The following is a 20,985-nucleotide window of genomic DNA, read 5'->3' as shown; positions in this document are numbered from 1 at the left end:
GCTTGGAGTTAAACATGCAAGTAACGACGGTTTTGAAGAAATGGTTTCTCATTGACTTTGAGTTTGAGGGAAAAGCAATGGAAGGAGTGATTGCTTGGGGAATCGTAGAAAGAGACCCCTCGGGTCGGTGGTCTCCCGGCAATTACTGTTGCACCTCCCCTGTTCTCAAGGAAGTAAAGGAGGGAGATGAGCTCTTCGCGATTACGCGGAACAGCACTTATCAGTTAGTTGGGGCTGGTGAACGTATAACGATGCCGGTGCAGTCCATTCTAGCGCTCAGGGAAGGCTACTCGCCCGACGAGATCAATGGGGCGGAAGCTATGAGAGAGAAGGGGTTCACTCCGAATTTCTAGTGTTAGGCTTCGGAATGATCTTCCCGCCGGACTTCCTGTCTAGCTCGATGATCTGCCCGTCTTCGTCGCCGCCGAGTGAGTCGATGACTTCCCGGGTTTTTCGGGTGCGCTCGACTTCATCGAAGACCTTTTCGACGGTCTCTTCGAACTCGCTTTTATTGCTCATGCTTCACCCCGGTTTGCGTTTTCCCTAATTTACGGCGGAGAGCGCCGTGTTTTAGAAGATTCTTAAACCGAAACCGACATCCGAACCGATACGACTCTCCCCAAAAACCGCCTCCAACCACCTTGAGACGCCCGCCATGCGGGCACATCACTTCGCTTTGAGAACCGATACGTCAATGCCCAATTCTTTCGCCTGCGCTTCCAGTTCTTTGATCTTCTTCTGCTCTTTGATCAGATTCTCTAGTGTCTTTCTGTAATCTGAGACTTCTTCGAGTGACAGCTCTGAAAGATTGTCCACCGCTTTGCGGTGAGTCTTCAACTCGCTGGTGCGCATCTCATGTTCTTTCGCCGCGATCTTCTCAGTGACGCTTAGTAGCTCTTCCTTGATCGCCTCTTCTGTCTTGAGTCGCTTCCAGATCCGTGCTGACTGGTTGTTATCCGGGTTCCGCAGGGCCAGGCGCAGCTGACGACGGTCGCTCTTCAAGTCGTGCACTTGATGCCAAAGCACTTCTTTTGGGTCCATGATGCGGTACTCGACTTCCAGCTCTTTGCGAGCCTTGTCGACCAGGTTTTCGAAGTTCTTGATCTTCTCCGCCCGGGACATTTTCGGACGACCAGATGCACCCTCGGGCTGGACAAAGTCCGACTCAGGCGCCGCCATGGTGTCGTCGATCTTACGCTCGATCCGGCGGATATATTTCTGAAGAGCAAGGGCCCGGCCGCCTTTCTTTCGACCGCGCTTCTCGTCTTCGTACAGCGCTTTCTGCTCGATCTCAGAGATCGGAGTGGCATCGACACCCTGGTCCTTCTCGTACTTCTTTAGCTCAGCCAGCGATTCGTCGTAGCTCTGCTGCGCCCGCTCGATCTGAATCTCTTTCTTGACCGGCGGACGACCGGTGTAGTCTCCGTCAGCAATGACGATACGACGCTCTTGCTCGTCGATATCGAATGAGTCGCTCTGCACGTAATTGAGGTGCCTAAGCGCTTTCACAGCTTCTGCAATCAGCTTCTCGTGCTCTGAATATCGCTGAACCATTTCGACCTCCGGGTTGGGTTGCAAAAAGTATAGCGACTATAACGATTTTGTAAACAACGCTATCATCGTATTCGGCATAAAAAGTAACGGAAAAAGAGTTAGTGCCACCTTTGTCATTTTATGTGCCATCTACGGCATTTCCTGTGCCACCTATGGCAATTACTGGTTTCCCGGTCATCCCTCCTCATTTCCTTTTGTTCTCAAAGCGATTGTTGGTGTCAAAATCATTTTGTTTAAAAATGCTAAAAAAACTACGCAGATTGCCACGAAATCAATGATAGTCTGATACTATTAAATTATCGGAAAGTTACTAAGCCAGCTATGTGCGGCGTAACTCTGCATCAGCAGACACGGAGTAACTCCGGTTTACAGACAAAGCGTTACTACAAAAGAGGATGAGCGCTATGACAATGACAAAAAACAACACCGCCGAAGTCCCATCAAATCACCTTCTTGATGATGGCATGACCGCTTTCGGGCTGGTTCAGAACGAGATTCGAGAGATTCTTGCGGACAGTCGAGCCCCGGATGAGCACGTCGAAGTGAAAGAGAGAAAGAAGCCTGGCCGGCCGAAGAAGCAGGACCCGGAGAAGCGGGAGCCAGTTCTGATGCTGCGCATGAACGCCGCCGAGCGCGAGAAGCTGGATGACTTGATCTACAAGTACGGCTGGACCGGTGAGCCTGCCGTCTTCGTGCGTGAGCTGATCCTGCGCAAGAAACCACGCTCGAAAGGCGACCTCGGCCTGCACGCGATCGACGATCTTGCGGCAACTATGATGCCGATGATCAAGCACTTCCTTAGCGATGTTGCGCTAGGCAAAGATGATCGAGCGATGATGGAGAACATGCTCAGGACTCTCTCGCAGACTTCGAAGTACATCCGGAAGCACGCGAAAAAGTAACCGAGCGCATTGTGGGGTGCGATCATGATTCACAAGAAGATGAAGAACAGAGCAAGCGCCGGAGGGACCCTGGCGTACATCTATCGCGGAAAAGGTCACGATCATCAGATCGAAAACCTGCGTCACATCTGCTCGACAACTTTCTCCGGAGACCCAATCACCCGGGATCCGGAGGGTAAAATCGTCAGAATCGATCTCGACGACATGGAAGACGAGCTTGAGTTCGGGGCGGCGAAGAATCTGCGTGCTAAGCAAAAGTTCGCTCACTACATCATCTCGCTTCGCCCGAACGAGCATCTGACAGACGAGCAATGGAAAGAGGTCGCGGAGGACTACGTCTTCTCCCTGGGCTACAAGCCATCTGCGAAGTGGACAGCGGCGATTCACGAAGAGAAAGACTCTCAGCACGTGCACATCTTTGCTTGCAGAGTGCAGATAGGGAATAGCTACCGCATGGTTTCTGACAAGAACGACTTCGAGCGTGGCATGTCGTGCATGCGTCGTCTTGAGAAGCGTTTCAAGCTGGACCCATCCCCGTCACCCCGGGAGACCTGGGGTCGTGACGTACCGAAAGACGACTTCCAGATGGGCCTCAGAGCGATCAAGAAAGAGAAGAAGGTCGGTCTCAGCTGGCGTGAGCGACTACTGGCGAAGCTTGCGATCGCGGTCGAAGAAAGTCGCGGTCAGAGCTTCCAGGATTTCGTTGAGATGTGCGAAGCCCTGGGTGTCGGCGTCATGCTGACACTGAACGACAAAGGCTTTCCGAAAGGCATCAGCTACAGCTTCGAGCAGAAGTCGATCTCAGGCTATCACTTGAAGAGCTCGCGGCTCACTTTCTCTCGCCTGACGGGCATGCAGTACGACGAAGACGAGGGGCAGATGGTGGAACTTAAAGGGCCGAATGAGGGTATCGTTTATGAGCAAGTCACAGTTGTACCGAAAGGCTATACGCAGCGAGCTGAAAGAGCAGTTAGCAGCGGATCTGATGCGAATCCAGCGGCTACAGAGTCAGCGGAAAAAGCGCAGGCTGCAAGAGAGCTCAAGCGCCAAGCAGCACTAGATGCCCGTCGATCCGGCGGTGTCGGCCAATTCCTGAAAAACCACTAAAAAAATACCCGTCCTACCTGGAAAAACTGTTGCTCGCCGGCAGCCCAGGCGGGGCGGGGGGGTTCTCTATTGACCCCAAAAAATCCCCTGCTATAAAGCCTGAAATCCCGACCGATCAAAAAATAAATCGTTATATACCATACCTTTAATTATGAGATACTCAATACATGGTATTGGTATGGTGGCATGTCCTGGCCGGTTGATCACAACCCTTCTTTCGATTTCTCACAGTTACACGGGCTCGATATCGAGTCTCTCTCGCGTCAAGAAATGCAGGACATGCTCACTCAGATTCAGGCCCATCCGATCGTCCAGGACTCCGAGCGGGCCCGGCAGGCGGCGGTGAAGCAGAAGGAGTTGCTGGTGAAGTATCAAGATGTCGACATCCCGAATGCCCCGACAGAGACGAAGCTCCAGTACGCGAAGGATATGAAAGCGGTGACTGATGATACGGGGTATGCGGACTTTGTGGAGCTGCTCAAGAACCCGTACCTGAACGATCACTTCGTGGATCTCCAGCGCATCGGGAAGGTAAACGGGCACCGGATCGATTCCGCCCTGGAAGCCCGGGTCCTGGCTGGTGACAGCCCGCTGGCGAAGCTTCAGCTGTACACCACGCGGCACGAGTTTCCTTATGTGAAGAAGACCAAGTACGTCAGTGATGGGGTGATGCCAGGCACCAGGATTGCGATCGAAGTGAAGGGCAGGTTCCGGGATTTCGCCGAAAGTCAGAAGTACCGATTGATCATGGAGCAGAACGACATCGGGATCTTCTTCATCTTCAGCAAGCGTGGCGTCGAGTGCACCTGGGCCACGGCCCGCAAGGACGGCACGAAGTACACTCTCGAGGAGTGGTGTGAGCGACAGATCAAAGCCGGCCTCAACTGCATCTACACGTTTGAAGACGAACTCGGAGACTTCGTGAAGAATCCAAAATTCAAAGCCTTCTATGCCCGCAACATCCTTCCCGCCCAGCTCAAAGTTGCCTGAAAAAAGTTTCAAAAAATTACGTTTTCACTTTTTCCTTTTCCATTAATAGCTTACGAATTTGGAATTATACTGTTCGGTATCATTTTCTAAATATCTGTAAGTAAACGGAAAAAAATAAGTTGGCATGAAAATTTCCGGAATATATGATTGGACTTATTAAACGTTATGAAATGTTCAATCGGAGAAAAAAATGAGCAATCTAAAGAAGAAAAATGCAGTCCAGGTGGCTCCGATCTCGGTGCTCAGCGAAGGCAAGATGGCGTGCGATGGCATCAAGATGATTCAGATCGAACGGACGGTAGTCGCCGGCGAACTGATGGTTTCTGCGCGACTCGAAGGCAAGCTGGTGATTCGTCATGAAGACGTCGAGTACCTGGTCGTAGTGCCGCTGGAAGTGAGCAAAATCCAAGGCGAGGACTTGCGTGACATGAAGATCGAGCACTCGGATTTCGCCCGGATCAAGACGCCTGGCTCTGTCTTCGAAGAAGAGACCGGTGAGAAGGCATCCGCCGAGACCGTCAGTGATGAGATCTACCTCGGGCGCGGAGACGAAGTCATCTCGCTTGTGAAAGTGCACGAGGAATGGGAAGTGCTGGAAATGTGGCTGCGCAGCGAGTTCCGTTCGCGTCTGTCGTAAAACTAAAAACCAAGGAGAATTTGTGAAGTTAACAGCATGTGATGAGAGTCGAGAAATTGTAGTAAGCACTGAGGTTGTGGGATGCCGGGGTGCTTTTGAAGAGAAAGAATTGTGCCGGTTTCATGTCTTGCTCGGTCCGAGCGAGCGCCAGATCGAGATGATCGGGAAAAGGAACTGGCCGTCGGTGAAGCGATTCATGGATCAGCAGCTGAACCGAATGAGTCGTCTTCCGCCGCCGGTGGTCAGTGCAAATTGGGTGTACTGATTCACGGCACTGAATGAAAAGATCCTTTCAGAACCTCGTGGTTTTCGGGTAATTCTGAAAGGATTTTTTCATTTATTGGCGGTTATGGAAAATATAGTTTCACTTCGATGTCAGCGCCTGCTCCGCCAAAAGCTTGTCCCCCTTGCGGGGAGGGTTCGAGGGGTGGTCTTGCTGGTACTCTTCGATCAGACACTCCGGTATTTCCGCTTGAGACACGAGCGCTAAACTGTAGCCCAGAGGCTCTAGGGCTTTCTTGATGTCTCTCAGTGAGACACTGTCATCGTCTTTCTCAATGCGCTTGAGCAATTCCTTGCTGATTCGACAGTATTCGCTGTATTGATCTCGAGAAAGCCCTAGCAGTTTTTTTCGAATGAACCTCAAGCCTTGGCCGGCGGTAAGCTCGCCGCGCAGCATCTTGATTCTGAATTCGTGCTCACGGCCGGCTCGTTCGATCGGTGACACTGCTTTCAGCTTTGCCATCTCTTACTCCGAAATCACGAAACCATCATTGTCCTCAATCCACTTCTGCATTGCCAGCTTGTCCAGGTTCGACTGTTTCAGCAGCTCCCGGTGCATCAGCAGGCTTTCCACGACCTCTCGGTAGGTCGGCTTACACGACAGCTCTGGAGCGGTACGAGAGACCAGCAGAGCCGCCGGGGGCGCCAGGACCTCGACCTCGGTGCGGGTGACGTACTCAGTCGTCGCGCAAGAGCTCAGCGACAGCGTCAGGCACAGCAGCATCAAGACACGCATCGTTTTCCACATCATTCAGTTCCTTTCTCAGTTCTTCCAGCTGCTCTCTTCCGCTCGTCACTTCCGCATCGCGGGCCATCAGTAAGACTTCCAGGTCATGCCGCTCTTGACGGAGCCGCAGCAGTGCCAGTTCTTTCGAGTTCACCGATTCAGTAAGCGTCTTGTTGTTCAGTGACGCATTCGCCGCTTCACTATTTGCCAGGTTCAGTTGAAGACAAATGATCAGTAGTGCAGTGACCAGGCTCAAAATTATTCCCAGCAGGACCTTGGGCCCCAGGAGCTTCCCGATCAGCCAGCTCATCGCTCGTATGCGCCTTCTTGCGTTCTCACGTCGTCCCAGGAGCTGAACCCCAGGTATCCGAGGACGATGGCGCCCAGGAGGGCGACCACGGCACCCAGGACACCTGATGACTGCTCAGCGGCGGCAGGGAAAACGAATGACAGCACCCCGATAACTAGGATGGCGATGAAGGACATCCAGGCCATGCGGCGCCGGTTGGCCCATTTTTTTCGTTGTACTTCTAAGTTCAAATTCATGGTAATTGCTCTTAAATGCTACTGTTAGTGGGTCACGGGTTTGTGGAGTGTGCCGATAAAATGGAACCTAAATGAGATTCTGTTTTCGCTGAAATAGACATGGTTCTCATCGTCGGATGTATATCGGAACTCGCCTGTTTCTGGGTCACGCCTCTTCGTTCGATAGTCGCCCAGCTTATTGAAAAGGGTTCCCATTTGAGGAATGTCGACGCGATCTTCGATCTCTTCAGTCACTTCATTTCTGACTGTTAGAATGCCGCTTTCGGTGCCAAATATTTTCCCGGGATAAACGTTTTTTAGTGGGAAATCAGGGATGTATACGCCGCCCCACTTGTCGTAGTAAGAGGTATCCACTGGAACGGTCAGAATCGGAAATTGAACACTGCCGGTATCCTTACTCATCAGATTTATAGCGTCAGTTTCAGCGGGCAAAACGTTGTACGCATAGTCTTCGCCGATCACCGTGTCGACAGTCGAATAATCCCAGCGCCAGAGTCGGTCTGCTAGTACACGACCATTTTGGCTGATCGGATTATCATCACGACTAGACGACCTACTATCTGAAGGGCTCTCCCACGGAGGGTAATAAATGCCGGCGATGTGGTTCTCATTCGTAATGACAAAATGCTCTTGCATGCCCCACCGCAAAATTTCTTCGTACGAGCCACTGTAGATCGGGCGCTTGCCGTGTGCACAGCTAAAGGGATTGCAGCCGGCAGTGTAGATAGCGTTGCCATCTTCGTACTCAAGCTGGAGCGGTCGATGCATTAGTAGCGCAAAAGATTCGGGGTCATAGAAGCGGATCGCGCTGGGATTTTCTTGGTCGTCGAGCAAGATGCACGTCGGAAAAGCGATCGGACGCTCCAGGCTTTTGACGTAAAAAGGGAACTCGTGGGGTTTCAGGTCTTCGTATTCGACTACCGAATCTTTTGATCTTGAGTCGACACTTTGAAGTGGATCGCCGAACTCGAATTCAGTACGCCAGTCGTCCTCGATTGTCGGATCCACTTCACTTCCGAATCGGCAAAAGCGCTCAACCAGTCGAAGATCGTGTGTCACGTAAGGCATAGAGGCGTGTTTGCCAATCTCGTACGGCATTCCGGTATCTGGAATTTTCCAGTTCGAAAAATCGTCTGGATCCAGGCCGCTCGGAATCACAGGTGGCTGGACGTAGTTTCTTGCGCTGTCGTCAAGAAAGGCACTGCGCAATTCAAGATTAAATTCGATTGGGTAGTTCGTGCCGATTTGCTGGATCGTGTCTAGCTTGTGTCCAATTTCTTCACTAACGTGACTATTTTCAGTCCGCCAATACCGCAGTTGTCCATTAAATACGGCGCCGTAGGCCTGTTTATTTTTATTGGAACCACCGCTAAGAAATAGTTCGAGCTCAAAGCCTTGAGACGTCGGGATAACCGGGTTGATGAATTCCGGGCTCTCCGGCATCTCTGAAAATCCGATAACCGTCGGAGTGCCGACCCCGAAATGAAAATCCACTGCGACAACGTCGCCAACGCTGAAACGGGCGAAGTCATTACCCAGGCGGTATCGGCAGTTGCATATGTGCTCTTCGGTGGCTTTTGGAAGAAGCGGCTTGAGCTCAACCGTGCGCGGGAAAATGCTGACGTTGGCTGACCTCAGATCTTCCGATATCGAGAGTATCTTGCCGAACCAAAACTTGGGCTTCTGAGTGATCGCAAGAGGCTGAGCGATCCTGGCGTACAGCCACTCCCACTTCGACATCTCAGGTGTCGTCACAATCTCTGAGTGCTGTTTGCTGTCAAAATTCGTGGCGTTCGGAGCAATCACAAACGTCGATGCGTTTCCTGAACATGCGTGTTCGATGACCGTCACGACCGTGCCGACGGGGATCGTTGCGTTTTCATCAGCTGACGCGCAAAGAATCGGCTGTCCAGGAGCGCTCGCTTTCTTAAGAACTTTGATCATCGAGTTAGTGTTGATCAGATCAGACCGAAGCTGCCGCATTTCCTCTTCAGTGCCGCCGCCTTCGATCCGCAAAGCAAGCTCAGAGGACTTAGATTCAAGCGTGCTGAGCCGCTCTGCAATCAGCTTCAGCTTCTTGATGAGCCGGATTCTGTAGTAACCGCCGCCGATGTTCTCAACAATCTCTGCTCTAGCCACAGCGCAATTCCATGCTGCTTGATGATTCGTTAACGATGAGCGCTACCTGCTCAACTTCGTAGCTCGTAGCCCGGTAGTAAACGCGATCAGTCGGACGCATGTCGTGCGGCATCATTCGAATCGTGAGCCCGCCACCCAGGGTTCCCGACGCTGAAATGACGGCCGGGAGCTTTGAATTTCGCTGGGTTTCGGGGGCATCGATTTCCTCGACCGCAGCTATTTGGAGCGAGGAGCTGCTGGGATTCTCGTTAATTTGGATCTGACTGATCAGCCCACGGCAGATCTCTGTTTCATTCGTCGCACCGGAAAACAGCAGCACACGTCTGTAGATGCGAACAAGCTGATCTTCGGCAAGCTTCGAGAGCTGATGAAATGCCGGTGACTGCAAGCTGAGATTCGTTATCTGTTTGTAGATCGGAGCACCCTTGATCCTTCCAGAGTCGATGTCGCTCTGAATCTCTTCAGCTCGAGCTGACGCGTCTTTTCCGAATACGAAAAAGCTGGGTACTTCGTAACCGACAAGATCGACTCGTGAGCGGCTGCTGAAGCTCTGCAACGGAATCTCAATGTCGCTGACTTCTGTCGTGATGACGCAGTGATATGTAACCCGCTTCTCGAATCCCGGGTCTATCTCGTAGATCCTCGACTCGACAGAGAAACTAAATGTCTGCTTACTTGAGGCGACAGCAGCAGAGGCGTAATGCGCTTCGTAGCAGATTTCGGCAGACGTTAGAGAAGTCGCTGTCAGAGCTTTATTGCTATCAACGATTCGATTAATGCTGAATGAACGCACTTCACCAGCGGCAAAGTTCGTCACAACTTTTGCGCTCTCCACGCTGTTGTGTGCGGCGCCATCGATACGGTAGCTCTCTCCGGAATTGCTCGGTGTCAGATAGAGCCGGAATTCGTTGATGGCATCACCGATGTTCTTGACGTACAGCGACTTTGTTTCGACATCACCATCCGTAGCTTCTTGAGCCGTGATGTCAGAGAAAAGCGCATTCTTGACGCTGCCGAAGCCGCCGGTCATCTGCGACGAGGTGGCGCCGAGATTAGCGTAATCCGTGACTTTGACAACACAGAAAACCCCGGGGGAGACATCGAGAACGTATTCGCCGTCGGCGGTCACTTGAGTCGATGCGGATCCACCGGAGAAGGAGATGGAAACCGTATCTCCTGTCCCATCGATCGTAACCCCTGCCGACGGCAGGCCAACCCCATCGATCACTTCAAGCGACGTAACCTTCGGGTCGGCCGAGAGGAAGATCTGAGAGTAAATTCGCTCGGCCAATTCCTGGTCGCGGTAGAACGCTACGGCTGACATCAGTATTCCTCTTCAACGTCGACGAAAAGGGTCGCCTGCATCACTCCCTCACTGAGTCTGGCGATGCTCACGTAATAGAGATTCTTTTCGATGCAGATGTACGCGTAGGTGTACGTCGCTGTCAGATAGCGCAAGTAGTCCAGCTCGCTTTCGCTCACTGCAAACACGAGTGACATTGAGCGGTCGGCGGGTGAGTAGCCACGGTCTTCAATGGCATACCCTCCGTCTAAAGTCTTCACACGAGTTCGTCGGCGGGAGACGTCCCCCATTTTGCTTTTACCTGGGGCAAGCGTGAGCAGTCGATCACCATCCGGGTCGAAATTGTCTGTGAAGATAGCTGCTTTCATGATGATGGTTCTTTGCTTATATTATTGCATTATAACAATATAGTGTTTTATATGCGATATTAAATCTCGCCGAGAAGGTACTCACGGCCGCCGGCCAGGGCTTCGATGTGGGACATCTCGACGATCTTCTCAAGCACAAGACTGAGCTCAGGTGCCAAGCCATCTGCTTTGATCTCAATCTGCGCACGGCCATCTGAGAAAGCTTCGGCACGGGCATTGTTCAGTCGAGTCATTGACTCCGCTTGCGAAACTTGAGCTTCAGCAACGCGCTTCGCAGTATCGATCGACTCTTGCCGCATTTGCACTTCCTGGTCGAGGATTTCGGAGAACTTGTTGCGATCGAAATAGCCGGTGCTCTTGTCGCTGATTTTGTCGACGAGCTTGGTGATCAGACTGCCGGTGCTGCTGATCGTGCCGAGCGCCGTTTCGCCTGCGTTCTCCAGCGAGCTCAGCGCGGTTTTCGCTCTTGAGATGTCGAGATCCACAGCGGTTTTGAAGACCCCGGCTGAGATCTCATCTAGCTTCAGCTTCAATCCGTCGACTGAGTCCGTGGCTTCGAGGTTCCGGCTGACAAGATTGCCGGTTTCGCTGACCAGGTTTTTCGTGGCGCCGAACGCGGAATTGATCGACCCACCGACTTTCGCTCCGTAATTTTGGGCGGCGAGATCGAGCAGTCCGGTCAAGTCCTGCACGGAGCCGGTCAGAAGCCCCTGAGTTTCCAGGTCTCTCTTAGCCAGTGCCAAGGAGTCTTGCTGCTGACGGAAAATCTTGCCTCGACGATCTTGCTCCTCTTCGAGAAAGCCCAGGCGCTCTCGATCGTAACCATCGCGCCGGCCGATCTGATCGAACATCTGAACAATGGTTTCGCCGGTGCTGTCGAAGAAATCGCTGACAGAGCCGAGCTCTGCTTTCATCACATCCAGCTTTTGCCGGGCTTGCTCAGACTGAATGTCGAATGCGACTTCGATCAGACGCAGCCGATCATTGAAAGCCAGCTCTTCAATTTCGTTGCGAGCAACGCCCAACTTTTCCGAAGCCTCTTCGAAAGCCGTGCCGACGCTGACGCCGGAGTTTGCAAGCATCTCGCCGGCTTGAGCAGCACTCTCAGACGCTTTCGTGGTCTTCTCGATCTCAAGCGCCTGCTTTCCTGCGGCATCGCCGGTTTTCTTCGATGAGTCCCGGAGCTTCTCGCTCTCACTGACTGCGGTCTTGATGTTCGAGGCCCAGTCCCGGGTCACTCCGGACACTTCGCTGACGCCCTTGTTGTATGTCGCAGAGTCAATCGCGCCGCTCTCATACTGCTTGCGCAACTTAGCGATCGATTCACCCATCTCATCAATCGCCGACATGGTCTTCTTGTGCTGCTTTTCCTGCTCCGTTTCGATACCGATCAGCTTCTGAATCGAATACCAAAGGTCGTCGAAGTCAGTCGTAGCGAGAGCAACTGCGCCGGCGGCAACATTCACGGCAAGACCGAGCGGGGTAAAGCTTGTTGCCAGGCGGGCCACCGCAGCCGTGGTGCCGGCAATGATGGGGGTGATCTTGTTGAACGCAGTAAGGCCGCCGAGGGTCTTCAGAACCGACGCACCGGCAAGCAGGGACAGCCCGGTACCCAGGCCATCAATGGCTCCGGTAAGCCCTTCCATCGCGCCCAGGGCTATCTTGGCGGTCTTCGCCATGCCCAGGATCTGACCGGCCATCTCCTTGGCGCCGTCGCCAGATTGGTTGAACGCATCTACTCCGGCGATGATCAGGTCGAACATCTTGTCGAGTTCTTTGAAGATCTCTGTGCTGACCCGGGTCAGGGACTCCAGCGAATCCACCACAAACTGAATCGCTTCAGAGAGAGCCGCAGGATCCGTCACATCGATCGAGAAGATCTCATCAATCGCATCCCCGGCAACCCCGAAGGCATCCAGAAGGCCCGAAAGATCCACATTCTCAAACGCCTCCGGCAGGTTCTCCGCCATGGCCGTGATGTCGGCCTCCAGGTCTTCCAGAGCTGAGCGCAGCACGCTGAAGAGCTTGTCGGCATTCTCTCCCTGCGACGTCTCTTGGATTGACTGCAAAAGGCCGGTGGTAGCGTCAGCAATGCCCTTGGTCTGCTCGATGTACTCCATGCCGATCGTGCTGCCGGTGTTCTTGAAAGCGGTCTGGAGTCGGTTAATCGCGAACTGCGCGGACTCCGTCTTGACCGCGAATTCGGCAGCAGCGGAGCCAGCTGAGCCCATGGCGACGGAGTAGACGTCCGCCTGTACGCTGGAGGTATTGAGCAAGATAGCGAGACGGGAAGCCTGCTCAGCACCACCCAGGATCGCCGCTGTGCTTTGCTTTTGAGCCTCCGTCATGCGGTCGGACTTGGCGATGACTTCTTCCAGGATCCGGGCCGCTGACTTGCGCTGACCGTTCACTTCCAGCTGGATGCCGAGCTCCCGCTCCAGCAGGTCGGCCTGATCCTTGGTCGGCTTGATCAGCTTCGACAGCACGGTCTTGAGCGCGTTCGCAGACTCTGAGCCGCTCTGTGTCGCCTCGATCATCGGCGTGAGGTACTTGGTGACGTCCTCGAACGAGAGGCCCAGCGTGTTAGCGAGAGGGGCGATCTTGGCGAAGCCTTCACCCAGCTCGGCAACGGTCACACCGTACTTGTTGGAGACACCGTTCAGGATGTCGATCAGACGGCCGGCGTCGGACGCCTCGGCACCAAAGCCCTTGAGGGATCGAATGATGATAGAGGTGGCCTGGGCTGCATCCAGCTCCGCCGCGTTCATCGCGATCAGCTGGTCGGACACGAGCCCCAGGGCTTCTTCGATGGTGAAGCCAGACTGGACGAAATCCGCCGCTGACTGGGTGGCTACGTCAGAGGCCACGCCGAATTCATTGGACAGGGCCACCAGCTCGTCGGTGTAGTCAGACGCGCTTTGGCCGTCACCCAGGACTTTCTGCAAGTCGATTAGAGAGGCTTCAAGAGCAACCGCTTCTTTCGTCGCAAACGCCGCCGCAGCAAGGCTTATGGCAGCCAGGGCAGCATCCAGCTTGAGGATGGAGTCAGTGACGTTGGCAAGGGGAGAGACAACCGAATCGGCCGCGCCCCTCATGTCCTCGAGCTGACCTCCGAGCCGGGAGATCGTGCCGCCGGTTCTATCAATCGCTCCGAAAACGATCTCTACTGTGCTTTTTGCTGCCATTCCTGAAGTTCCTATTTACGTTCGGAGTCGAGTTTTTTCTGTCGTTCTTCGTAATGCATGGACCAGAGGTGTCGCTCCACATCAGAGAGCCTCCCGTCCGGAAAGAGGTCGGGTCTGTGCTGATAGAGGAATCCGCCTTGCTCGGCACAGAGGAAGAGGTCGAACTTAATGTCCGTGTTCAGCCAGAGATCGAGCGCTTTTTTTTTGCGATGACACCACCCTGGTCGGTCAGCTCAAAGATGACTTCAGTGAGCTGCTCCAGAACGTTCGGGAAGAACTGGCCCAGGCGGACAGCGGTCTGCTGATCCAGCTTCGGTTCAACGCACGCAATCTTCAGTGTCTCGATGCGCACCCGGGTACGCTCCGGCACGTCGTCGACATCGCCCAGGATTTCCTTGATGGCTTTGCCTTTCTCAACGTCGGAACCGCTCAGCGCACTGACGGCGGCTTTGATCATCTCGTCGCGCTGATTGCACTCACGGACACGACTGATCTCAGAGTGCTCAAGCGCACGAACGGTAAAGACTGGGTCCGCACCGTCACCAAAAAACTCCGCGAGGGCCGGGACCGGCACCTCACGGGTTCGAGGCTCAAAGACAGTCTTCTGAAACTTTTTGGTGTCAAAATTCATGCTTGAGCCCTTTTCCTTACTGCTCTACAGAGACGCCACGGCTCTCAGGGGAGATAGTGAAATCACCCTGTACACGACCGCCGGCCGGGTAGCTACGAGTCATGCCCAGCTTGCCCTGTTCCAGGATCTTGTTGCTGCGGTAGCGATCTGGGTAGAACTCGAAGAACAGCTCTTCACCTTCCAGCTTGGCCAGAGGGTCGGCGATGCCGTCGTCCAGGTAAGCGGTGAAGCCAGCGGCATTCAGAGAGGTAGACACGGATGCGATGGCGCCGCCGTAAACTTCCTGGGAGCTCAGGCTGTAGCTGTTCTCAGACGGCTGGAAGTCAGAAGCGAGGTCAACGTCAGCGAAGATCGGCTCAGCGTAAGACGCATAGACAGCCTTAGAACCGCCAACGTGGATCTGCGGCAGAGCAGCAGCGAATTCCACGGTGCCATTCAGGGCGTTGATCTTGAACACCGGGCTCAGGGCCATCTCTTTGTGCAGACCGGGCACGGACTGAATCTCAGAACCAGCAACAGCGGCAGCGCCCTGTCCGGACAGTCGAACCTGAGCGACTTCGATGCTGTCGTCCGGGATCAGAGCAGGACCGCCGGCAGCGCCACGGGTCTCAGAGAAGGTGGTGCCTTCAGCGCCCTGGATCACGGCGTAAGTGCCGGCGCCGTTCACGATGACGGAGTTGACGATGTGGGTGTCAGTCGAAGCGCGAACAACCGCCAGGGTGGCCTGGGTCACAGTCACTTTCTGACCGCCGATGTTGGCAGTGGCGTTGCCAGCAACTACAGAGTTGTTGGTGCCTTCGTCAGCCGTCACCTGGCCGCCGGTCAAGATGCCGTTCGGGCGAACAACAGGAGCGAAGCCTGAACGCTTGGAGAACAGCTGGGCTTCGGATTCGAAGACTTTCGCGTCTCCGGAATCGGTCAGAGCGCCCATCGGCACGGATTCTTGACCCGCCTCGTACTTCAGCAATTGATTTGCCATGGTAAATATTTCCTTAATTCAACGTTGATTAATAGATGCTACACTTATGCAAGCGCGGTAAGGGTGTGTGGATCGATCCGGTACCTCACCGCTATGCTCATCACAGCCCCGCAGAAAGGGTTCTGACCCTCGCCGATCGCGGGCTGAATACTCTGTAAGACCAGGGAATCCACGATTCCACCCAGGTTGGGATCGGGCCGGTCGGACACCAAGGGGAGGTCGGGTGAGCGCCAGAGTGCGGTATACGCGTCGTTTGCGAGCAAGGCGGCTTTGTCTGTGAGTGCCGCAGAGCGCCCGGAGGTGTCGTAAAATTCGACGTTGAGTGAGAGTTCACGAAGATGCTTTGACGGCAGAGTTTCGACCAGCTGATCGGACTCGGGCCAGTAGTTGATGCAGGGCATCTCACCGCTCTGAAACGGGGTTAGTCGCGCACGCTCGAGCTTCATCAGATCGACACTGTAGCCGTTGGCTTTGGTGATCTGCTTCAGCCGTGCCTCGATCTCGTCGAGTATCTGCATCGTCGCGGGTAGTGCCATTCTCAGAGCTCTTTATCCAAGTTCTTCGTGATTGTGCTCAATAACGTCGGTACTTCTGCTTCAGCAGTGCTGACGAACTCCAGCCTGGGTTTGATCGTCACACTTTTTACCAACCAGAATAACGGTTTATTGTTTAATAGTACCATAAATTTAGATCGTGCACTATTAATTGGTACGATAAAGGCGCCGGCATTGAAGGCTTCCCGGGGGCTCAGGCGCATCACGCCAGCGGCGGTTTTGTTCTGATCGGAGGGGATGTTGAGAAACGGCCCGCCGGGGAGGCTGGCATAGGCCCGCTTGGCCCGAATGGTGCCGCCGTATTCGTGGATCGGGGCGTAGACAGAGTTCGTGAAGACCCGGCCACCCACGGATTCGATCTTGTCGGTGCCGTAGGTGCGGGTATTGAAAGACCTGGACAACTCGCCGGTGCGAGAGTAGAGCGGGCCGTTCTTCGTGCGCTGACTCATCTTGCGCTGCACACTGAGTAGAGACGAGCGGATCGCATCCTTTGTCGCCTGGGCGGCGTTCGGGCCTGCATTGCGGACGCGTTCGAGCACATCCCTCAAACCGACTACTCTTACTTCACTTCCCACAGCACTCCCCCTCGTACCTCCCGCGCAGCGGGGACATCGTTACGTTGTTGAGAATAACTCTCATGCCGAAGATTTTGGGCAGAAATAGATATTCATATATATAAAGAATTCAATTTCTCTCGAAAATCTTCGGAGCCTTTGAGCCACGCGGGTTCCAGCTAAAAAAGATGGCCCGCTGACGCGGAATGACGAGGGGAGGGGCTAGGGGTTGATAAGTTCGAAGTGCGGCAGATCATCGAAGCCATTGTCAGTTACTTCCGTATCACAGTCCCAATCACCACCCCAGCGGATCAGATGATCAATCTCGCCGTCGTCGTACATCTCCCGGGCAATTCCGATCACAAACCCGGCAAACAGAGAGAACCTTTCCCTGTCGTGCCAGTCGATCGGCCAGGGCGCCGCATCCACGGCCATGCTCGGCACGGAGTTGTGCTTGCCGTTTGGCCACCGGACCTTGGATTTACCCTGGCGAAAGAACCGGTTCTGCTCGTCCTTCCCGCGATGTCCGCACAGCACAGAGTGATCGAACACCCGAATGACCCGCTGAAACACTTTCTGCAAATCCGGATGACAGGTCGACAGTCGAAACGCCGACTTTTCGCTATACGACGGCATCTCAGCTACCTAGATTCTCGATCAGCTGCTTGCCGACCCAGCCGCAAAAACTCAGTATCCCGCCGACAAAAACTGCACCGGTGACTTTCTCGTAGATCCGCTTTCTACGCTCTTCCCGCGCTTTGACCACAACGATGTAACTGACCAGGTCGCCGATATGCGGCAGCATCTCTTCCAGGGCTTCGTGATGCTCCGAGTGCTTCTCTTCCCAGCTTTCCGATCGCTGGGATTTGCGCTGACTCTCGAATGCCCGAGCCACTGCTTCGGCAATCGCATGGGTCATATCAGCTGTCGAGTGCAGCGGCTTAGGGTGAGAAGAGTGCTCGACAGACATAGAACCAAAATCCTTCCGGGTTAGTTTTAAATGGTATAAAAAATGATCCGGTTTCTGCTCATTTTTTAAAAATTAAAATTCAACGAAAAACCTATACAAAACAGTATCTTGAAAGAAAAAATGTCGTGAGTTTGGCCGCCAAAATTCGGGGTATTTTTTTAAAAATTCGAAGGCCTGGAAACGTCAATAAAAACAAATTGTTGCGAGGCATTTTCTTCCGAGTTTCTGCCGGAAACTTTTGGCGCTTTTTATCTCATCTAAACGCCCAAAATGTCGTAATTCCTATACTTCCAAATCAAATTTTTCACTTCCTGAAGCAGCCCCAGCTGCGGCGTAGAGACCGATCCGCCGTCCGTGGAGACGCTGGTAGCACCGATGTTCGGCAACCGGTTGTACTCGTACACGGTCTGAAGCAGAGCCGCACGCTGAATGTCCGCCGGGATGTCGTCGAAGCCACCCTGGTACTTCAGCTTCCACTGCGCATCCAACGGGAAGTTCGGGATCTTCACGCCGCTGCGGGTGATCTTCAGCTTCGTGATATCGACACTCACGCCGTCCACCTCGAAGCTCTTCACTTTCTTGATCGGCAGGGCCGGCAGGAACAGCTCCAGGCCGTCAATGAAGCCAGTCTCGGTGTAGGTTTCCAGCTCAAACGAACGTCCGCAGAAGCTTTCGAGAGACGCTTGTACGGAATCCATGAGAAGTGCAATTTGGGGAAAATCCGACAGCTCCGCAGGACCCTCTTTCGAGACCGGACCTTCCAGATCGATCAGGTCGCGGATCGCTTCGAATCGAAACAGTGCCATCAGAAATTCTCCAAATTGAACTCAAAAAGGGGTGCCGGCTCGGGACTTATGGAAGGAAGGGGAGATCCCGGGCCGGCGAAAACGCTTAGATCGCTACCAGTCGGTGCGGACCTTTGATCGCGGAAACGCCGTAAGTGACGGTACCCGCGTTGGTGCCGGAGGCCCGGTAGTACGCGTACTGCGCGTTGTTGATGTTGATCTCAGTGAGACCCGCACCCGCAGTCACAGCCCGGTCCGTGTCTTCAGTCCAGGTCACGCCGTCGTCTGAATACTCAACCGCGACGTTCACAGAACCGCCGGCCGCTACTTGAACGAGGAAAGCGATACCGCGCTGATTGTGGGTGTATACCGCTGCACCCGGAGCAGTCGCGTCGATGCGAGCTTCAACCGCAAGCACTTCCTCAACTGCGAAATTCGTTTTAAATCCACCGCGCATTTTTGACTCCAAATACTTTTTGGGGGAGGTAAAACGGGGCCAGGCTCAGTGCTCAAGCCCCGTTTTGATCAGTGCTCAGCGGTTAGGCTTTGCACTTCACCGGTACGAACGCTTCAACCATGGTCACGCCGGCGGCATGACGGGCTTTCAGCAGGAAGCCGACAGTGCTGGACGTGTCGTACTCGCCGCCGGTCAGACGCTTAACGGTCATGTCGCTGCGGTCGTAGACTTCGAACTGGCGCAGGTCACCAACCACGATCGGGTGCTTGCTGGCGCCGATGTCGTCCATGTCTTCGCAAGTGACGATTTCGATGCCGTCGAAGTAGGAAACGCCAGCTTCTTTGGTCAGCAGCTTGTTGCCGTTGCCGTCACGAACCTTGGCCAGAACCGCTTCGGTGTTGCTGTTGCACATGATCTTGGCGTTGCGACGGTACTTCTTCTTCAGCTTGTAAACGGCCTTGTTGATCAGGTCGATCACAGCTTCGTCAGTCGCACCCAGAGAGCCGGAGGCCAGGGAAGTCACGGCGTTGGCCTTGGTGTCGGCAGACACGATGCCCAGGGGCTCACCAGTACCGGTGCCGGCGATGAAGGCACGGGCTTCTTCTTCAGACACAGACTCAGAGAACAGCTCTTCCAGCTTTGCAGCCAGGTCGTACTGAGAGTCGCTCAGGCTGTTCTCGGGGATCACAACCAGGCTCTTGCAGTCGTGAACTTCCAGGCGGGTGAAGCCAGAGGCCAGCTCTTCCGGGGTCGGAGCCACGGTGCCGTAGGAGCTCTTGGGACGGCTCAGGGTCGGAACCAGGACGCTGTTGTTGCCAGTGCGGTTGATGGAAGCGTGCTTCCGGATCTCGTTCATCTGAGCAGCGTTGCTCTTGATGCGAGCAGCCAGGTCTTCCGGCATGAATACGGCGCCGTCAGCGTCGGTGGAGCCATCCAGAGTACGAATTTCCATGCTGCCCTGACGAGCGTATGCGTCGAATGCCTGGGCACGCTTCTCTACGTCCACGTCAGCGGCGGGAGCGATACCGGCCGGACGGTTAGCAGCAGCGGTCATTTCGTCGATCTGGCCACGCAGTTCATCGATCTGAGCAGTCAAGGCTTCAACCTTCTCGCCAGCTTCGTTAGCAGAGCGCACGTCAGCCTGGAGGCCTTTCAGCTGCTCAAGCATTGCTTTCAATTCTTCGTTCATCGTTAATATTCCTATAAAGGAGTTGGGGCTTTTAATTGCTACACTTATTGGGCAGCAATTTGATTCAGTGCATCGCGCAGCTGCGTCATCAGATCATCGTCCACCTGCGGCTCTTCCGGAGCGGCCGGCGCTTGTGGCGCTTCAGGCTTGACGAAGGCATCGAGCACAGTGCTGCGAAGCTCGACAGACAGACTGGAGATCTGGGCGATCAGGTCTTCTGCAATGCGGGTTTTTTCACTTGCGTGAATGGAACGCAGATTGTCAGGAAGTGCTTGAGCAGCGGCTTCGTCGACAGTGTTACCCCGGCGCAGGCTTTCCACCTGGTCGAGATTCAGAGTGGAACGTGCAGCGAATTCCAGAGGCGTCTTGCCTTCCATGGACTCAATGAAGGCCCGGGAAAGGTCGTTCGCTTCAGGGTTACCGCGCAGTTCCGGCTCGGATTCAGTCATCTTTTGCAGCCACTCCAGATACGCGGTGTGGGCAGAGCCCCAGGCGGCATCCATAAGCTGCATCAGTTGTTCAGGGGATTCGGCGTCGTACCAGATATCCCAAATGGTGTCTTCGAAGGCGGACAGGATCCGACGGCCACCCGAGCGCATGTCCTGCTCGTCCAGAGTCTCGGAGAAGTCGGTGGCACGGACGTCGTTGATTGTGGCAGTCGGGTTGCTCTCAAAGTTTACGGGGGAGATTTCCATCAGCTGGACCTCGGTGATCTGACGTACGCCGTCTTTGAAGCCAGCGTCTTTCAGGATCTTGAAGCCGAACGACATGGTGTTGATGGCACCGATCTTGAGCAGCTCGTAAGCCTCTTTGCCGCGCTCGGTGGCGAGGGAGAGCTGGGCACGGAACCACAGACCCTTGTCGTCTTCTTTGAGTTCCAGGATGGAGCCGAGTGGCATGCCTTCGAAGTCGTGGTTCCAGAGCAATTTAACTTTGCCCGCACGCTCAGCGATGGTCTTCTTGAACGAGCCCTTCTTGAACGAGGTGTTGTAGGAGTCCACGGAATCCCACGTCACAACGTATCCGCTGAAGATTCCTTCTTCGCCTTCGGCTCGGGTTTCGACAAACCCCAGGGCTCGCTTCTCAAGTGACATGCTCGGTACCTTTATTCGTTTGAGTCATAAAA

General features: G+C 54.3%; 26 protein-coding genes. 6 read left to right on the top strand and 20 right to left on the bottom strand.

Going from position 1 to position 20,985, the window contains the following annotated elements; translation table 11 throughout:
* The first annotated feature begins 14 nt into the window (after nucleotides 1-14).
* Nucleotides 15-353: a hypothetical protein gene (locus U5822_RS02620; protein ID WP_322854065.1), complete on the top strand. Its 339-nt coding sequence runs from the start codon at nucleotides 15-17 to the stop codon at nucleotides 351-353.
* Here the strand turns inward: U5822_RS02620 and U5822_RS02615 are convergent.
* The gene (locus tag U5822_RS02615) at nucleotides 337-519 is read right to left on the bottom strand and encodes a hypothetical protein (protein WP_322854064.1); all 183 of its coding nucleotides are present in this window, start codon (nucleotides 517-519) and stop codon (nucleotides 337-339) included. The genes U5822_RS02620 and U5822_RS02615 overlap by 17 nt on opposite strands.
* Nucleotides 520-666: 147 nt before the next feature.
* Nucleotides 667-1,554 (bottom strand): hypothetical protein, encoded by an 888-nt coding sequence (locus tag U5822_RS02610; RefSeq protein WP_322854063.1) that lies wholly within the window; start codon nucleotides 1,552-1,554, stop codon nucleotides 667-669.
* 404 nt (nucleotides 1,555-1,958) lie between these two features.
* Here U5822_RS02610 and U5822_RS02605 point away from each other — a divergent pair, with 404 nt between their 5' ends.
* The 5 genes from U5822_RS02605 to U5822_RS02585 all read left to right on the top strand — a co-directional run bounded on the left by U5822_RS02605 (nucleotide 1,959) and on the right by U5822_RS02585 (nucleotide 5,455).
* The gene (locus tag U5822_RS02605) at nucleotides 1,959-2,456 is read left to right on the top strand and encodes a hypothetical protein (RefSeq protein ID WP_322854062.1); all 498 of its coding nucleotides are present in this window, start codon (nucleotides 1,959-1,961) and stop codon (nucleotides 2,454-2,456) included.
* Between the two features lie 24 nt (nucleotides 2,457-2,480).
* A complete protein-coding gene (locus tag U5822_RS02600) occupies nucleotides 2,481-3,563 on the top strand; it encodes a relaxase/mobilization nuclease domain-containing protein (RefSeq protein ID WP_322854061.1) in 1,083 nt (360 codons plus the stop codon).
* A gap of 186 nt (nucleotides 3,564-3,749) precedes the next feature.
* Complete coding sequence (locus U5822_RS02595; RefSeq protein ID WP_322854060.1) at nucleotides 3,750-4,553, top strand: PDDEXK family nuclease; 804 nt, start codon at nucleotides 3,750-3,752, stop codon at nucleotides 4,551-4,553.
* 190 nt (nucleotides 4,554-4,743) lie between these two features.
* Complete coding sequence (locus tag U5822_RS02590; protein ID WP_322854059.1) at nucleotides 4,744-5,190, top strand: hypothetical protein; 447 nt, start codon at nucleotides 4,744-4,746, stop codon at nucleotides 5,188-5,190.
* 22 nt (nucleotides 5,191-5,212) lie between these two features.
* Nucleotides 5,213-5,455 carry a hypothetical protein gene (locus U5822_RS02585; RefSeq protein WP_322854058.1) on the top strand — a complete coding sequence of 81 codons (243 nt, stop codon included), beginning with the start codon at nucleotides 5,213-5,215 and terminating at the stop codon, nucleotides 5,453-5,455.
* A 99-nt stretch (nucleotides 5,456-5,554) separates the two neighbouring features.
* On the opposite strand, the gene U5822_RS02580 is transcribed toward U5822_RS02585, so the two are convergent.
* The 18 genes from U5822_RS02580 to U5822_RS02495 all read right to left on the bottom strand — a co-directional run bounded on the left by U5822_RS02580 (nucleotide 5,555) and on the right by U5822_RS02495 (nucleotide 20,953).
* The gene (locus U5822_RS02580) at nucleotides 5,555-5,935 is read right to left on the bottom strand and encodes a helix-turn-helix transcriptional regulator (protein ID WP_322854057.1); all 381 of its coding nucleotides are present in this window, start codon (nucleotides 5,933-5,935) and stop codon (nucleotides 5,555-5,557) included.
* A 3-nt stretch (nucleotides 5,936-5,938) separates the two neighbouring features.
* Entirely contained in the window at nucleotides 5,939-6,208 is a 270-nt protein-coding gene (gene lysC / locus U5822_RS02575) for an Rz1-like lysis system protein LysC (RefSeq protein ID WP_322854056.1), read from the bottom strand.
* The gene (locus tag U5822_RS02570) at nucleotides 6,150-6,509 is read right to left on the bottom strand and encodes a hypothetical protein (protein WP_322854055.1); all 360 of its coding nucleotides are present in this window, start codon (nucleotides 6,507-6,509) and stop codon (nucleotides 6,150-6,152) included. The genes lysC and U5822_RS02570 overlap by 59 nt, the downstream gene beginning before the upstream one ends.
* Nucleotides 6,506-6,745, bottom strand: a complete 240-nt coding sequence (locus U5822_RS02565) for a hypothetical protein (RefSeq protein ID WP_322854054.1) — start codon at nucleotides 6,743-6,745, stop codon at nucleotides 6,506-6,508. The genes U5822_RS02570 and U5822_RS02565 overlap by 4 nt, the downstream gene beginning before the upstream one ends.
* 24 nt (nucleotides 6,746-6,769) lie before the next feature.
* Nucleotides 6,770-8,884, bottom strand: coding sequence for a hypothetical protein (locus U5822_RS02560; protein ID WP_322854053.1), 2,115 nt, complete (start codon nucleotides 8,882-8,884; stop codon nucleotides 6,770-6,772).
* Entirely contained in the window at nucleotides 8,877-10,208 is a 1,332-nt protein-coding gene (locus U5822_RS02555) for a hypothetical protein (protein WP_322854052.1), read from the bottom strand. The genes U5822_RS02560 and U5822_RS02555 overlap by 8 nt, the downstream gene beginning before the upstream one ends.
* Nucleotides 10,208-10,555 (bottom strand): hypothetical protein, encoded by a 348-nt coding sequence (locus tag U5822_RS02550; protein WP_322854051.1) that lies wholly within the window; start codon nucleotides 10,553-10,555, stop codon nucleotides 10,208-10,210. Before U5822_RS02550 ends, U5822_RS02555 begins: the two co-directional genes overlap by 1 nt.
* 59 nt (nucleotides 10,556-10,614) lie before the next feature.
* The gene (locus tag U5822_RS02545) at nucleotides 10,615-13,740 is read right to left on the bottom strand and encodes a phage tail tape measure protein (RefSeq protein ID WP_322854050.1); all 3,126 of its coding nucleotides are present in this window, start codon (nucleotides 13,738-13,740) and stop codon (nucleotides 10,615-10,617) included.
* A gap of 178 nt (nucleotides 13,741-13,918) precedes the next feature.
* Nucleotides 13,919-14,371, bottom strand: coding sequence for a hypothetical protein (locus tag U5822_RS02540; protein WP_322854049.1), 453 nt, complete (start codon nucleotides 14,369-14,371; stop codon nucleotides 13,919-13,921).
* Between the two features lie 16 nt (nucleotides 14,372-14,387).
* Nucleotides 14,388-15,350, bottom strand: a complete 963-nt coding sequence (locus U5822_RS02535) for a hypothetical protein (protein WP_322854048.1) — start codon at nucleotides 15,348-15,350, stop codon at nucleotides 14,388-14,390.
* Nucleotides 15,351-15,394: 44 nt separating this feature from the next.
* Entirely contained in the window at nucleotides 15,395-15,886 is a 492-nt protein-coding gene (locus U5822_RS02530) for a hypothetical protein (RefSeq protein ID WP_322854047.1), read from the bottom strand.
* A gap of 2 nt (nucleotides 15,887-15,888) precedes the next feature.
* Nucleotides 15,889-16,443 carry a phage virion morphogenesis protein gene (locus tag U5822_RS02525; protein WP_322854046.1) on the bottom strand — a complete coding sequence of 185 codons (555 nt, stop codon included), beginning with the start codon at nucleotides 16,441-16,443 and terminating at the stop codon, nucleotides 15,889-15,891.
* Between the two features lie 237 nt (nucleotides 16,444-16,680).
* Nucleotides 16,681-17,094 (bottom strand): M15 family metallopeptidase domain-containing protein, encoded by a 414-nt coding sequence (locus U5822_RS02520; protein WP_322854045.1) that lies wholly within the window; start codon nucleotides 17,092-17,094, stop codon nucleotides 16,681-16,683.
* Between the two features lies 1 nt (nucleotide 17,095).
* Nucleotides 17,096-17,428 (bottom strand): hypothetical protein, encoded by a 333-nt coding sequence (locus U5822_RS02515; RefSeq protein WP_322854044.1) that lies wholly within the window; start codon nucleotides 17,426-17,428, stop codon nucleotides 17,096-17,098.
* A gap of 257 nt (nucleotides 17,429-17,685) precedes the next feature.
* Complete coding sequence (locus U5822_RS02510; RefSeq protein ID WP_322854043.1) at nucleotides 17,686-18,234, bottom strand: hypothetical protein; 549 nt, start codon at nucleotides 18,232-18,234, stop codon at nucleotides 17,686-17,688.
* An 85-nt stretch (nucleotides 18,235-18,319) separates the two neighbouring features.
* The gene (locus tag U5822_RS02505; RefSeq protein ID WP_322854042.1) at nucleotides 18,320-18,670 is read right to left on the bottom strand and encodes a hypothetical protein; all 351 of its coding nucleotides are present in this window, start codon (nucleotides 18,668-18,670) and stop codon (nucleotides 18,320-18,322) included.
* Between the two features lie 82 nt (nucleotides 18,671-18,752).
* On the bottom strand, nucleotides 18,753-19,859 hold the full coding sequence (locus tag U5822_RS02500) for a phage major capsid protein (protein WP_322854041.1): 1,107 nt from the start codon (nucleotides 19,857-19,859) through the stop codon (nucleotides 18,753-18,755).
* 44 nt (nucleotides 19,860-19,903) lie between these two features.
* Nucleotides 19,904-20,953, bottom strand: coding sequence for an HK97 family phage prohead protease (locus tag U5822_RS02495; protein WP_322854040.1), 1,050 nt, complete (start codon nucleotides 20,951-20,953; stop codon nucleotides 19,904-19,906).
* Between the last annotated feature and the right edge of the window lie 32 nt (nucleotides 20,954-20,985).

It is taken from the genome of Marinobacter qingdaonensis, assembly GCF_034555935.1.
Classification (GTDB): Bacteria; Pseudomonadota; Gammaproteobacteria; order Pseudomonadales; family Oleiphilaceae; genus Marinobacter; species Marinobacter qingdaonensis.
Note: the sequence above shows the minus strand (reverse complement) of the source record. Positions and strands in the feature narration are given on the sequence as shown.

Coding starts and splice junctions, on each gene's coding strand:
- U5822_RS02620 (WP_322854065.1), top strand. CDS start 15: ATGCAAGTAACGACGGTTTTGAAGAAATGGTTTCTCATTGACTTTGAG.
- U5822_RS02615 (WP_322854064.1), bottom strand. CDS start 519: ATGAGCAATAAAAGCGAGTTCGAAGAGACCGTCGAAAAGGTCTTCGAT.
- U5822_RS02610 (WP_322854063.1), bottom strand. CDS start 1,554: ATGGTTCAGCGATATTCAGAGCACGAGAAGCTGATTGCAGAAGCTGTG.
- U5822_RS02605 (WP_322854062.1), top strand. CDS start 1,959: ATGACAATGACAAAAAACAACACCGCCGAAGTCCCATCAAATCACCTT.
- U5822_RS02600 (WP_322854061.1), top strand. CDS start 2,481: ATGATTCACAAGAAGATGAAGAACAGAGCAAGCGCCGGAGGGACCCTG.
- U5822_RS02595 (WP_322854060.1), top strand. CDS start 3,750: ATGTCCTGGCCGGTTGATCACAACCCTTCTTTCGATTTCTCACAGTTA.
- U5822_RS02590 (WP_322854059.1), top strand. CDS start 4,744: ATGAGCAATCTAAAGAAGAAAAATGCAGTCCAGGTGGCTCCGATCTCG.
- U5822_RS02580 (WP_322854057.1), bottom strand. CDS start 5,935: ATGGCAAAGCTGAAAGCAGTGTCACCGATCGAACGAGCCGGCCGTGAG.
- lysC (WP_322854056.1), bottom strand. CDS start 6,208: ATGCGTGTCTTGATGCTGCTGTGCCTGACGCTGTCGCTGAGCTCTTGC.
- U5822_RS02570 (WP_322854055.1), bottom strand. CDS start 6,509: ATGAGCTGGCTGATCGGGAAGCTCCTGGGGCCCAAGGTCCTGCTGGGA.
- U5822_RS02565 (WP_322854054.1), bottom strand. CDS start 6,745: ATGAATTTGAACTTAGAAGTACAACGAAAAAAATGGGCCAACCGGCGC.
- U5822_RS02555 (WP_322854052.1), bottom strand. CDS start 10,208: ATGTCAGCCGTAGCGTTCTACCGCGACCAGGAATTGGCCGAGCGAATT.
- U5822_RS02550 (WP_322854051.1), bottom strand. CDS start 10,555: ATGAAAGCAGCTATCTTCACAGACAATTTCGACCCGGATGGTGATCGA.
- U5822_RS02545 (WP_322854050.1), bottom strand. CDS start 13,740: ATGGCAGCAAAAAGCACAGTAGAGATCGTTTTCGGAGCGATTGATAGA.
- U5822_RS02540 (WP_322854049.1), bottom strand. CDS start 14,371: ATGAATTTTGACACCAAAAAGTTTCAGAAGACTGTCTTTGAGCCTCGA.
- U5822_RS02535 (WP_322854048.1), bottom strand. CDS start 15,350: ATGGCAAATCAATTGCTGAAGTACGAGGCGGGTCAAGAATCCGTGCCG.
- U5822_RS02530 (WP_322854047.1), bottom strand. CDS start 15,886: ATGGCACTACCCGCGACGATGCAGATACTCGACGAGATCGAGGCACGG.
- U5822_RS02520 (WP_322854045.1), bottom strand. CDS start 17,094: ATGCCGTCGTATAGCGAAAAGTCGGCGTTTCGACTGTCGACCTGTCAT.
- U5822_RS02515 (WP_322854044.1), bottom strand. CDS start 17,428: ATGTCTGTCGAGCACTCTTCTCACCCTAAGCCGCTGCACTCGACAGCT.
- U5822_RS02510 (WP_322854043.1), bottom strand. CDS start 18,234: ATGGCACTGTTTCGATTCGAAGCGATCCGCGACCTGATCGATCTGGAA.
- U5822_RS02505 (WP_322854042.1), bottom strand. CDS start 18,670: ATGCGCGGTGGATTTAAAACGAATTTCGCAGTTGAGGAAGTGCTTGCG.
- U5822_RS02500 (WP_322854041.1), bottom strand. CDS start 19,859: ATGAACGAAGAATTGAAAGCAATGCTTGAGCAGCTGAAAGGCCTCCAG.
- U5822_RS02495 (WP_322854040.1), bottom strand. CDS start 20,953: ATGTCACTTGAGAAGCGAGCCCTGGGGTTTGTCGAAACCCGAGCCGAA.